12 protein-coding genes are annotated in these 12968 nt (G+C 53.1%); 10 read left to right on the plus strand and 2 right to left on the minus strand.

Translation table 11 applies throughout. The features are described 5' to 3' along the window. The first annotated feature begins 9 nt into the window (after positions 1–9). The 10 genes from fabD to ptsG all read left to right on the plus strand — a co-directional run bounded on the left by fabD (position 10) and on the right by ptsG (position 9657). A complete protein-coding gene (fabD, locus tag M2374_RS02710) occupies positions 10–939 on the plus strand; it encodes an ACP S-malonyltransferase (RefSeq protein ID WP_117341767.1) in 930 nt (309 codons plus the stop codon). Between the two features lie 12 nt (positions 940–951). Continuing rightward, positions 952–1686, plus strand: coding sequence for a 3-oxoacyl-ACP reductase FabG (gene fabG, locus M2374_RS02715; protein WP_096757545.1), 735 nt, complete (start codon positions 952–954; stop codon positions 1684–1686). A 155-nt stretch (positions 1687–1841) separates the two neighbouring features. Then, positions 1842–2078: an acyl carrier protein gene (acpP, locus tag M2374_RS02720; RefSeq protein ID WP_000103754.1), complete on the plus strand. Its 237-nt coding sequence runs from the start codon at positions 1842–1844 to the stop codon at positions 2076–2078. A gap of 85 nt (positions 2079–2163) precedes the next feature. Next, positions 2164–3405 carry a beta-ketoacyl-ACP synthase II gene (fabF, locus tag M2374_RS02725; RefSeq protein WP_115258859.1) on the plus strand — a complete coding sequence of 414 codons (1242 nt, stop codon included), beginning with the start codon at positions 2164–2166 and terminating at the stop codon, positions 3403–3405. Between the two features lie 127 nt (positions 3406–3532). Beyond that, positions 3533–4342: an aminodeoxychorismate lyase gene (pabC, locus tag M2374_RS02730; protein WP_135912251.1), complete on the plus strand. Its 810-nt coding sequence runs from the start codon at positions 3533–3535 to the stop codon at positions 4340–4342. 2 nt (positions 4343–4344) lie between these two features. Beyond that, a complete protein-coding gene (yceG, locus tag M2374_RS02735; RefSeq protein WP_115258857.1) occupies positions 4345–5367 on the plus strand; it encodes a cell division protein YceG in 1023 nt (340 codons plus the stop codon). Next, complete coding sequence (tmk, locus tag M2374_RS02740) at positions 5357–5998, plus strand: dTMP kinase (protein WP_115258856.1); 642 nt, start codon at positions 5357–5359, stop codon at positions 5996–5998. The genes yceG and tmk overlap by 11 nt, the downstream gene beginning before the upstream one ends. After that, positions 5995–6999, plus strand: coding sequence for a DNA polymerase III subunit delta' (gene holB / locus M2374_RS02745; protein ID WP_181595604.1), 1005 nt, complete (start codon positions 5995–5997; stop codon positions 6997–6999). The genes tmk and holB overlap by 4 nt, the downstream gene beginning before the upstream one ends. A 10-nt stretch (positions 7000–7009) precedes the next feature. Further along, positions 7010–7807 carry a metal-dependent hydrolase gene (locus M2374_RS02750; protein ID WP_135912250.1) on the plus strand — a complete coding sequence of 266 codons (798 nt, stop codon included), beginning with the start codon at positions 7010–7012 and terminating at the stop codon, positions 7805–7807. 416 nt (positions 7808–8223) lie between these two features. Next, positions 8224–9657: a PTS glucose transporter subunit IIBC gene (gene ptsG, locus M2374_RS02755; RefSeq protein ID WP_096757538.1), complete on the plus strand. Its 1434-nt coding sequence runs from the start codon at positions 8224–8226 to the stop codon at positions 9655–9657. Positions 9658–9712: 55 nt separating this feature from the next. On the opposite strand, the gene M2374_RS02760 is transcribed toward ptsG, so the two are convergent. Further along, entirely contained in the window at positions 9713–11491 is a 1779-nt protein-coding gene (locus M2374_RS02760) for an aminopeptidase P family protein (protein ID WP_181688276.1), read from the minus strand. A gap of 15 nt (positions 11492–11506) precedes the next feature. Continuing rightward, the gene (locus M2374_RS02765) at positions 11507–12961 is read right to left on the minus strand and encodes an AMP nucleosidase (RefSeq protein ID WP_115258852.1); all 1455 of its coding nucleotides are present in this window, start codon (positions 12959–12961) and stop codon (positions 11507–11509) included. Between the last annotated feature and the right edge of the window lie 7 nt (positions 12962–12968).

Consider the following 12968-nt stretch of genomic DNA (forward strand, 5'->3'; position numbering starts at 1 on the left):
GATTTTAACATGACGCAATTTGCATTTGTGTTCCCGGGTCAGGGATCTCAAACCGTTGGGATGTTGTCTGAAATGGCTGCAGCCTACCCCATTGTTGAAGAAACTTTTGCTGAAGCTTCAGCTGCGCTGGGCTATGATCTGTGGGCACTTACCCAGCAGGGACCAGCAGAAGAACTGAATAAAACCTGGCAAACGCAGCCAGCGCTGTTAACGGCCTCTGTTGCATTGTACCGCGTGTGGCAGCAGCAGGGTGGTGCAACGCCTGCGCTGATGGCCGGGCATAGCCTGGGTGAATACTCAGCGTTGGTATGCGCGGGTGTCATCAACTTTGCTGATGCCGTACGCCTGGTTGAACTGCGTGGCAAATTCATGCAGGAAGCGGTGCCGGAAGGTACGGGCGGCATGTCTGCTATCATCGGCCTGGACGATGCGTCCATCGCGAAAGCCTGTGAAGAGTCAGCAGAAGGTCAGGTTGTATCACCGGTTAACTTTAACTCACCGGGCCAGGTGGTGATTGCCGGGCATAAAGAAGCCGTAGAGCGTGCAGGTGCAGCATGTAAAGCCGCAGGTGCGAAACGTGCTCTGCCGCTGCCGGTTAGCGTGCCGTCTCACTGCGCGTTGATGAAACCAGCAGCAGAAAAACTGGCCGTTGAACTGCAGAAGATTACTTTTACCGCACCGACCGTTCCGGTTGTGAACAATGTCGATGTGAAGTGCGAAACCCACGCAGACGCGATACGCGATGCGCTGGTTCGCCAACTGTACAGCCCGGTTCAGTGGACCAAAACCGTCGAGTTTATGGCGTCCCAGGGCGTAGAGCATCTGTATGAAGTGGGGCCGGGTAAAGTCCTCACGGGTCTGACAAAACGTATTGTTGATACCCTGACTGCTTCGGCATTGAATGAGCCGGCGGCGCTGACTGCGGCGCTTGCGCAATAAAAGAGGAAAACCATGAGTTTTGAAGGAAAAATCGCGCTGGTTACCGGTGCAAGCCGTGGCATTGGCCGCGCAATTGCTGAAACACTCGTTGCCCGTGGCGCGAAAGTGATCGGCACTGCAACCAGCGAAAGCGGTGCGCAGGCCATTAGCGATTACTTAGGTGCAAATGGTAAAGGTCTGGTGTTGAATGTGACCGATCCTGCATCTATCGAATCTGTTCTGGGAAATATTCGCGCAGAATTTGGGGAAGTCGATATTCTGGTTAATAATGCCGGGATTACTCGTGATAACCTGTTAATGCGCATGAAAGATGACGAGTGGAACGATATCATCGAAACCAACCTGTCATCTGTTTTCCGTCTGTCAAAAGCGGTAATGCGCGCTATGATGAAAAAGCGTCATGGTCGTATTATCACTATTGGTTCTGTGGTTGGTACCATGGGAAATGCGGGTCAGGCCAACTACGCTGCGGCGAAAGCGGGTTTGATCGGCTTCAGTAAATCACTGGCGCGTGAAGTTGCGTCTCGTGGCATTACTGTAAACGTTGTTGCTCCGGGCTTTATTGAAACGGACATGACGCGTGCGCTGACTGATGAGCAGCGTGCGGGTACGCTGGCGGCAGTTCCTGCGGGGCGCCTTGGCTCCCCAAATGAAATCGCCAATGCGGTTGCATTTTTAGCTTCTGACGAAGCAAGTTACATCACAGGTGAGACTTTGCATGTCAACGGCGGGATGTACATGGTTTAACCACGAGATAAAAAAATTTGCGTTATTAGGGTGAATGCCCTCAAAATAACGCAAAATCGTGGTAAGACCTGCCGGGATTTAGTTGCAAATTTTTCAACATTTTATACACTACGAAAACCATCGCGAAAGCGAGTTTTGATAGGAAATTTAAGAGTATGAGCACTATCGAAGAACGCGTTAAGAAAATTATCGGCGAACAGCTGGGCGTTAAGCAGGAAGAAGTAACCAACAATGCTTCCTTCGTTGAAGACCTGGGCGCAGATTCTCTTGACACCGTTGAGCTGGTAATGGCTCTGGAAGAAGAGTTTGATACTGAGATTCCGGACGAAGAAGCTGAGAAAATCACTACCGTTCAGGCTGCCATTGATTACATCAACGGTCACCAGGCGTAAGTGAACATCTCCAGGCGGTCATTCGACCGCCTGAGTTTTATCTTTTTATCCCACTTGAATTATTTTCCCTCCCTGGAGGACAACCGTGTCTAAGCGTCGTGTAGTTGTGACCGGACTGGGCATGTTGTCTCCTGTCGGCAATACCGTAGAGTCTACCTGGAAAGCTCTCCTTGCCGGTCAGAGTGGCATCAGCCTGATCGACCATTTCGATACTAGCGCCTATGCAACGAAATTTGCTGGCTTAGTAAAGGATTTTAACTGTGATGACATTATCTCGCGCAAAGAACAGCGCAAGATGGATGCCTTCATTCAATATGGAATTGTCGCTGGCGTTCAGGCCATGCAGGATTCTGGTCTCGAAATTACGGAAGAGAACGCTCACCGTGTTGGCGCCGCTATTGGCTCCGGTATTGGTGGTCTCGGTCTTATCGAAGAAAACCATACCTCGCTGGTAAACGGTGGACCACGTAAGATCAGTCCATTCTTCGTTCCGTCGACGATTGTTAACATGGTGGCCGGTCACTTGACCATCATGTACGGCCTGCAAGGGCCAAGCATCTCCATCGCTACCGCCTGCACTTCAGGCGTGCATAACATCGGTCATGCCGCGCGTATCATTGCATACGGCGACGCAGACGCGATGGTTGCGGGTGGTGCTGAAAAAGCCAGTACACCGCTGGGTGTGGGTGGTTTTGGCGCAGCACGTGCGCTGTCTACGCGTAATGATAACCCGCAAGCGGCAAGCCGTCCGTGGGACAAAGAGCGTGACGGTTTTGTGCTGGGCGACGGCGCTGGTATGGTGGTACTGGAAGAGTACGAGCATGCAAAAGCGCGTGGTGCAAAAATTTACGCTGAAGTGGTCGGTTTTGGGATGAGCAGCGATGCTTACCATATGACTTCGCCGCCGGAAAACGGCGCGGGTGCTGCACTGGCGATGGTCAACGCATTACGTGACGCGGCTATCGAACCCGGTCAGATTGCCTATGTCAACGCACATGGCACGTCTACACCAGCAGGCGATAAAGCGGAAACTCAGGCAGTGAAATCTGTCTTTGGTGATGCGGCACGTAGCGTGATGGTCAGTTCGACCAAATCCATGACCGGACACCTGTTGGGTGCGGCGGGCGCGGTAGAGTCTATTTTCTCTATTCTGGCGCTGCGCGATCAGGCGGTTCCACCAACCATCAACCTGGATAACCCGGATGAAGGTTGTGACCTGGACTTTGTTCCGCACGAAGCACGTCAGGTCAGCGGCATGGAATATGCTCTTTGTAACTCCTTCGGCTTTGGTGGTACTAACGGTTCGGTGATCTTTAAAAAGATCTAAGTCCCGCAGGTAACTTACCTGGCGTCATAAAAAAGGTCCGCTTGCGGGCCTTTTTTTATTCGATTTTTCGACCTTGTCCTGGCTTTGGCATCCTGCCAAACTAGCTGACCACGAATAAGGAGCCACCATGTTCTTAATTAATGGCCGTGAGCAGGGCACGTTGGTTGCAAGCGATCGTGCGACGCAGTTTGGTGACGGATGTTTTACCACTGCGCGAATTGTCGATGGTAATGTGTGTTTTCTTTCGGCGCATCTCCAGCGTTTAGACGACGCATGCAAAAAATTGCTGATCCCCTTCGATAAGTGGTCAGAACTGCAAGATGAAATGCAAATGCTGGCGGTCGGGCATACACGTGGTGTACTGAAAGTGATCATCAGTCGTGGTAGCGGGGGCAGGGGCTATAGTGGCGCGAACTGTCATTCGCCTACGCGTATTCTCTCTACTTCTGCCTTTCCCACACATTACGCTTGTTGGCAGAACGATGGGATTGTTCTGGCTGTAAGTCCTGTGCGTCTGGGGCGCAATCCGATGCTTGCCGGAATTAAACACTTGAACCGACTGGAGCAGGTGCTGATTCGTTCTCATCTTGAGCAGACAGACGCCGATGAAGCGCTGGTTCTTGACAGTGAGGGATGGGTTACGGAATGCTGTGCGGCTAATGTGTTCTGGCGTAAAGACGATGTCGTTTATACTCCTCGACTGGATCAGGCTGGCGTGAACGGCATTATGCGACAATTCTGTATGCGGATGCTGGCACAATCACCGTTCAAGATTGTCGACGTGTATGCGCGGGAAGAGGACGTGATGCAGGCGGATGAGATGGTTGTCTGTAATGCATTAATGCCGGTGGTTCCCGTGCGTGCCTGTGGTGACAGGATGTTGTCTTCACGTTTGTTATTCGATTTTTTAGCCCCACTTTGTGAGCACCCAAATTAGTCATGAAAAAATTGTTACGCGTTGTTGTTTTATTGCTGGTTGTGCTGGGCATTGCCACGGGTGTGGGAATGTGGAAAGTTCGCCATCTGGCGGACAGTAAATTATTGATTAAAGATGAAACGATTTTTACGCTGAAAGCGGGCACGGGTCGTCTGGCTCTGGGTGAGCAGCTGTATGCAGATAAGGTGATTAATCGTCCACGCGTATTCCAGTGGTTACTGCGTATTGAACCCGACCTTTCGCATTTTAAAGCCGGGACCTACCGGTTGACGCCTGATATGACTGTACGGGAAATGTTGCAACTGCTGGAAAGCGGAAAAGAAGCACAGTTCCCATTACGTCTGGTTGAGGGCATGCGCCTGAGTGATTACCTTAAACAGCTGCGCGATGCGCCCTATATCAAGCACACATTGAGCGACGACAACTACGCTACCGTTGCCGAGGCGCTGAAGCTGGAGAACCCGGAATGGGTGGAAGGCTGGTTCTGGCCGGATACCTGGATGTATACCGCCAACACCTCGGATGTGGCGCTGCTGAAGCGTGCACACCAGAAAATGGTCAAAGCTGTTGATACTGCCTGGGAAGGGCGTGCCGAAGGTCTACCGTATACCGACAAAAATCAGCTGGTGACCATGGCCTCTATTATTGAAAAAGAAACCGCTGTCGCCAGCGAGCGCGATCAGGTGGCCTCGGTGTTTATAAACCGTTTACGTATTGGCATGCGCTTACAGACCGATCCGACCGTGATTTACGGGATGGGCACACGGTATAATGGTAAATTGTCGCGCGCCGACCTGGAAACGCCGACTGCGTATAACACCTACACCATTACCGGGCTGCCGCCAGGCCCGATTGCTATGCCGGGCGAAGCCTCATTGCAGGCCGCCGCGCATCCGGCAAAAACACCGTATCTCTATTTCGTGGCTGACGGTAAAGGTGGTCACACGTTTAATACCAATCTTGCCAGCCACAACCGATCTGTGCAGGATTATCTGAAAGTGCTTAAGGAAAAAAATGGGCAGTAATTATATCGTCATCGAGGGCCTGGAAGGCGCCGGAAAAACTACCGCGCGGGATGTAGTGGTGGAGACACTTGAGCAACTCGGTATCCGCGACATGGTGTTTACCCGCGAGCCAGGTGGGACCCAGCTGGCAGAGAAATTAAGAAGCCTGGTGCTGGACATCAAGTCGGTCGGTGACGAAGTGATTACCGATAAAGCGGAAGTGCTGATGTTCTACGCCGCACGTGTTCAGCTGGTCGAAACCGTCATTAAGCCTGCGTTGGCAAAAGGTGCCTGGGTGATTGGCGACCGTCACGATCTGTCGACCCAGGCCTATCAGGGCGGTGGCCGTGGCATCGACCAAACGATGCTGGCCACTCTGCGTGATGCGGTACTCGGTGATTTTCGCCCGGACCTGACGCTCTATCTGGATGTGACGCCTGAAGTGGGTTTAAAGCGTGCCCGTGCTCGTGGTGAGCTGGACCGCATTGAACAGGAGTCTTTTGACTTCTTTAATCGCACCCGTGCCCGCTATCTGGAACTGGCGGCGATAGATCCCAGTATCCGTACCATAGATGCCACGCAGCCGCTTGAAGCTGTCATGAATGATATCCGTAGCACCATTACCCACTGGGTACAGGAGCAGGGCGCATGAAATGGTATCCATGGTTACGACCCGATTTTGAAAAACTTGTCGCCAGTTACCAGGCGGGTCGCGGTCACCATGCGTTACTGATTCAGGCGTTACCCGGTATGGGTGACGACGCGCTGATTTACGCCCTTAGCCGCTATCTGATGTGCCAGCAGCCGGAAGGGCATAAAAGCTGCGGACATTGCCGTGGTTGCCAGTTGATGCAGGCAGGAACGCATCCTGACTATTATTCTCTGCTGCCGGAAAAAGGAAAGAGCACGCTGGGTGTTGACGCGGTACGTGAAGTCACTGAAAAGCTGTACGAACATTCGCGTCTGGGCGGTGCCAAAGTGGTGTGGATCCCCGATGCTGCCCAGTTAACGGATGCGGCAGCCAATGCTCTGCTAAAGACGTTAGAAGAGCCGCCGGCGCAAACGTGGTTTTTCCTGGCTACTACCGAGCCGGCACGCTTACTTGCCACATTACGTAGCCGTTGTCGATTGCATCACCTTGCTCCCCCGGAGGAATCGTATGCGGTTTCCTGGTTGGCCCGCGAAGTGACTGCCCCGCAGGATGCACTTCTTAGCGCACTACGCCTGAGCGCCGGGTCTCCTGGGGCGGCACTCATGTTGCTTCAGGCAGAAAGCTGGGCGCACCGTAGCGATTTTTGCGCGGCACTGGCGAACACCTTGCATTCCGGCGACTGGTATCAGCTGCTGGCGGCGCTCAACCATGAACAAGCTGCAGCTCGCTTACACTGGCTGGCAACGCTGTTTACGGATGCGCTCAAACGTCCGTATGGTGCTGCCCATTTAACTAACCCTGATGTACTGGCGTTGATTTCATCCATTGCTGAACGGTTCTCCGTGGCGCAGATTCAGGCGATGCTGGGTGATGTGTGCCACTGCCGTCAGCAACTGCTCAACGTGACGGGCGTAAATCGTGAACTGGTATTAACCGATCTTATCCTGCGTATTGAGCATTACCTGCAACCAGGCACTGTACTGCCTGTTCCCCATCTTTGAGAGAGACATTATGTTTTTAGTCGACTCACACTGCCATCTTGATGGCCTGGATTATCAATCTCTGCATAAGGACGTGGATGACGTGCTGGCGAAAGCGGCAGCGCGTGATGTGAAGTTTTGTCTTGCCGTAGCGACCACCTTACCCGGATACCGCAATATGCGCGACCTGGTCGGCGAGCGCGATAATGTGGTGTTCTCCTGCGGTGTACATCCGTTAAATCAGGATGAAACCTATGATGTAGAAGACCTGCGTCGCTTTGCCGCGGAAGACGGCGTGGTGGCGATGGGGGAAACCGGGCTGGACTATTTCTACACCCCGGAAACCAAAGTGCGTCAGCAGGAGTCGTTCATTCATCACATTCAGATTGGCCGCGAACTGCAAAAACCAGTGATCGTCCATACCCGTGATGCGCGAGCCGATACGCTATCGATTCTGCGAGAAGAAAACGTGACGGATTGTGGCGGCGTACTACACTGTTTTACAGAGGACAGGGAAACTGCGGGCAAATTGCTGGATCTCGGATTCTATATCTCTTTTTCCGGCATCGTCACGTTCCGTAACGCCGAACAGTTACGCGACGCCGCGCGCTATGTTCCTTTGGATCGCTTGTTAGTTGAGACTGACTCTCCGTACCTTGCGCCGGTACCGCATCGTGGTAAAGAGAACCAGCCCGCCATGGTTCGTGATGTCGCAGAGTATATGGCCGTATTGAAAGGTGTTGCCGTTGAAGAACTGGCGCAAATCACCACTGATAACTTTGCCCGCCTGTTTCACATCAACGCTTCTCGCCTGCAATCTATCCGTTAATTGAGTTTTTTTAAAGCTCGTAATTAATAAGTAAACCGAGTAAAGTTCACCGCCATAAAATGGGCGGTGAATAACCAGTTAGACACATTCAGATACTCATTTTATCGGATTGTGCGAATTTTACGGCTATCCACAGCTGAATTGTGATAGCCGTCAAACAAAAATAAGCTGAATTATTTTACTCTGTGTAATAAATAAAGGGTACTTAGATGCCCTGTTCACGGCGAGGTTCTCCCCCCTCGCCAATGCGTGAGAACGTAGAATACGCAAAATCATTCAAGCAGCATCAAGGCGGCAAGTGAGTGAATTGCAGGAGCTTACTTAAGTAAGTGACTGGGATGAACGAGCGCAGCCAACACTGAGGCGGTTTGAAGGATGAAGTGTATAAGCACAAATACTCAGGAGCACTCCTAATTATGTTTAAGAATGCATTTGCTAACCTGCAAAAGGTCGGTAAATCGCTGATGCTGCCGGTATCCGTACTCCCGATCGCAGGTATCCTGCTGGGCGTCGGTTCCGCTAACTTCAGCTGGCTGCCAGCCGTTGTATCGCACGTTATGGCAGAAGCAGGCGGTTCTGTTTTTGCAAACATGCCGTTGATTTTTGCCATCGGTGTCGCGTTAGGCTTCACCAACAATGACGGTGTTTCCGCACTGGCTTCAGTGGTTGCCTACGGCATCATGGTCAAGACCATGGCTGTGGTTGCGCCGCTGGTTCTGCATTTACCTGCTGAAGAGATCGCAGCTAAACACCTTGCTGATACGGGTGTTCTCGGGGGGATTATCTCCGGTGCGATAGCAGCGTATATGTTCAACCGTTTCTACCGTATCAAACTGCCTGAGTATCTTGGCTTCTTTGCCGGTAAGCGCTTCGTTCCAATTATTTCTGGTCTGGCTGCCATCTTTACGGGTGTGGTCCTGTCCTTTATTTGGCCGCCGATCGGTACTGCTATCCAGACATTCTCCCAATGGGCTGCATACCAGAACCCGGTTGTGGCGTTCGGTATCTACGGCTTCATTGAACGCTGCCTGGTACCGTTTGGTCTGCACCATATCTGGAACGTTCCATTCCAGATGCAGATTGGCGAATACACCAACGCTGCGGGCCAGGTGTTCCACGGCGATATCCCTCGCTATATGGCGGGTGACCCGACTGCGGGCATGCTGTCTGGTGGCTTCCTGTTCAAAATGTACGGTCTGCCGGCTGCCGCTATTGCTATCTGGCATTCTGCAAAACCAGAAAACCGCGCGAAAGTGGGCGGTATCATGATCTCCGCGGCGCTGACCTCGTTCCTGACCGGTATTACCGAGCCGATCGAGTTCTCCTTCATGTTCGTGGCGCCGATCCTGTACATCATCCACGCGATTCTGGCAGGCCTGGCATTCCCGATCTGTATCCTGCTGGGTATGCGTGACGGTACGTCGTTCTCTCATGGTCTGATCGACTTTATCGTTCTGTCCGGTAACAGCAGTAAACTGTGGCTGTTCCCAATTGTCGGTGCTGGCTATGCTATCGCCTACTACACCATCTTCCGTGTGCTGATCAAAGCGCTGGACCTGAAAACCCCGGGTCGTGAAGACGCGACTGAAGACAGCAAAGCGGGCGCAACGGGTGAAATGGCTCCGGCCTTGGTTGCTGCTTTCGGCGGAAAAGAAAACATCACTAACCTCGATGCGTGCATTACGCGTCTGCGTGTCAGCGTGGCTGACGTCGCCAAAGTGGATCAGGCTGGCCTGAAGAAACTGGGTGCAGCAGGCGTGGTGGTTGCGGGTTCTGGTGTTCAGGCTATTTTCGGCACCAAGTCCGATAACCTGAAAACTGAAATGGATGAATACATCCGTAACAGTTAAGCCGTAAGATGTTGGGGAGAACTAAGGCAGCCTGCGGGCTGCCTTTTTTAATGCATTAATTGGCCTGAACACGATTCGGCGCGGTGGCAGCAAATAGCCATGGACGAGCATCACTGTTTACGCGCGGTGACAAGGTTTCTCTGACTTGCTGATGGTAATCATCAATCCACTGCTTTTCGCTCTCGCTCAGCAGATGCAACTCAACCAGATTCAAATCAATAGGCACCAGCGTCAACGTGGAGAAGCGGCAAAAGCCAGGGCGACTGTCGATAATTTCCACCTGATTCTCAATGCGGATACCGTATTGTCCGGCCAGATAATATCCTGGTTCGATGGTGATAATGTTGCCCGCAACCAGAGGCCAGGGATTCACTTTCTTCGCAATGCGGTGCGGCTGCTCGTGGATCAACAACTGATGTCCGACACCGTGGCCGGTGCCATGATCGTAATCCAGGCCCAGCGCCCAAAGTGCCCGACGGCTAAACGCATCCAGTTGATGCCCCTGAGTACCGCTCGGGAATTGCAACGTGATCAGCGATAAAAAGCCTTTCAGCACCGCAGTGTAATGCAGTCGACGCTGTGGATCCTGCGGGCCAAAGGCGAGGGTGCGCGTTGTATCCGTAGTGCCGTTCTGATACTGACCACCAGAATCATTTAAATACATCGCCTGAGAGGTGATGGGGGTATTGGTTTTTTCGCTGGAATGATAATGACACATTGCCGCATTGCTGGCTGATGCTGAGATCGTACCAAAACTTTGTTCAATAAACCCAGGCTGCTGCTGGCGAAACGCCAACTGTTTTTCCTGGGCTTCCAGTTCGGTTACCGGATTACCCGCCGCCTCACGTAAGGGGACTTCATGCGCCAGCCAGGCGAGGAAGTTCACCCAAGCGGCACCATCCTGCTCATGACATTCGCGATAACCCGCCAGTTCTGTGTCATTTTTATGTGCTTTGATAAGCGTTATGGGATCGGGTGCCCAGAGGAGTTCGCCGCCGTGCTGTTCAATGGCGAATCGCAGTGCAACTGGTGCATAGTCTTTATCGACCAGGAAGCGTTTCCCGTGGGCAAGTTGCTGGCAGCGAGACAGAAAATCCTCTTGTGGCGAAATCGTTAATGCGTTCAGTAGCGCTTCGGGTAACTGCTGCGTTTTGTTGGCATCCACGAACCACTCCAGTTCACCACTGCGATGCAGCAAGGCAAACGAAAAAGGCACCGGAACCATATTGAGATCTGAACCGCGCACATTGAGCAGCCAGGCGATGTTATCGGGCAGGGTGATTGCCAGAAAGTCAGCCTGATGCTGAGCAAGTTGCTCGACGATCCGTGCGCGTTTCTGCGCACTGCTTTCGCCGCTGATCTCAATGGGCATTTCGCGGATGATGCCGCAGGGGGCAGCCGGACGGTCGAGCCAAACTGTATCGAAGGGGTCGGTTTCCAGCGCGACCAGTTCGCAATGAGTGGCCGAAAGCGCCTCAAACTGGCTGTTGACCATCAGCAGAGGCTCAAAGCCAATGCGGGTACCTGCTGGCACATGCGTCTGCAAATAATCGGCCAGCGGCTCGTCGTGTAAATGATGAATCTCGAAATCGTCCAGGGAGACTTCGTTACGGACCTGGACCTGGTAACGTCCATCGACAAACATCAATGCGCGATCGCGAAGCACCAGTGCCAGACCGGCTGAGCCGCTAAAGCCGGTAAGCCAGGCCAGTTTATTGTCGTGTGGTGTGCAATCCTCACTCTGATGAGCATCGGCGCGTGGAACAATCATACCATCCAGTCCCTGTGCTAACAGGAGATTGCGCAGGGCGGAAAGGGGCGTTGAGTTATGCATAGTTACCTTCAGGCCTTAACGGAACGGCGGTTCGTTGAACGTACGTAGTTTGCGGGAATGCAGGCGATCGCCTTCGGCGCGAAGCCGATCGATTGCCCGAATACCGATTTGCAGATGCTCGGAAATTGCACCTTCATAAAAACGGTTGGCCTGGCCTGGCAGCTTAATCTCTCCGTGCAGCGGTTTATCGGAGACGCAAAGCAGGGTGCCGTAAGGTACGCGGAAACGGTAACCCTGCGCGGCAATCGTGGCGCTCTCCATATCGATAGCGACGGCACGACTGAGGTTAAAACGCAGCGCAGAGGCAGAATAGCGTAGCTCCCAGTTACGGTCGTCAGTGGTGACGACGGTGCCGGTACGCAGTCGCTGTTTGACCTCTTCACCGGGCATGCCGCTGACCTCTTTGGTCGCGTCATACAGCGCGCGCTGGACTTCGGCGATGCTCGGAATCGGAATATCTGGCGGCAGTACGGCATCCAGCACGTGGTCGTCGCGTAGGTAGGCGTGGGCGAGAACGTAATCACCAATGGCCTGGCTCTCACGCAGGCCGCCACAGTGCCCAATCATTAGCCAGACGTCAGGACGCAGGACCGCCAGGTGATCGCAAATGGTTTTGGCGTTTGACGGGCCAACGCCGATATTCACCAGCGTGATCCCCTGACCGTCGGCGGTGATTAAATGCCAGGCGGGCATCTGGTGCTTCTTCCAGGCAAGATCGGAAATAGCCTCTTCCGGTGCCTCAGTTTCTGCGGTAATCCAAATTCCACCTGCGCATGACAGCGCAATATACGGACTGTCCGGGTCGAGGATCTGGCTACAGCCCCAGCGCACAAACTCATCGACATAGCGAGTGTAGTTGGTGAACAGTACGAAGGGCTGAAAATGTTCTACCGGTGTGCCGGTGTAATGGCGCAGGCGTGCAAGTGAAAAATCAACGCGTCGGGCGTCGAAGTGCGACAGGGGAGAAAATTCTGCCGGGTGAAATGTTCCATCCGCGGTTTCATCGCCAATCTGCGACAGTTCGGTAGTGGGGAAATGGCGCGTTAATCCGGCGCTCATGGAGCGGTCGAGCGTCAACTCAGAACCGTCTATCACGTAGGGGTAGGGGATCTCGTGCTGGGACGGTTCGACAGAGATATGCGCATCGTAATCCTGGTACAGCAGGGTGAGCTGTTCTTCAAGATAAGGTCGGAACAGAGACGGGCGAGTAATGGTCGTGGTATAGCAGCCAGCATGGGTAAAACGGCCATAGGCGCGTGTTTTTGGAGGATTCGTTGCGCTGCCATCCCAGGTCACAGAAAGTGAAGGGTAAACAAAAAGACCTTTATCTCGGGCGATGATGTCAGGAAGCGTCCCGGTTTCAATGTACTTGCCAATGGCGCTACGCAGAGCCTTAACCGATTGCTCATACAATGCGTCCAGTTTATCCAGTGCCTGAGCCGGGGTCAGGCTGGAGCCCTTATTGTTCATGTCTGTC

Origin of the sequence: Citrobacter sp. JUb117 (assembly GCF_024809055.1) — a bacterium.
Classification (GTDB): domain Bacteria; phylum Pseudomonadota; class Gammaproteobacteria; order Enterobacterales; family Enterobacteriaceae; genus Citrobacter; species Citrobacter gillenii.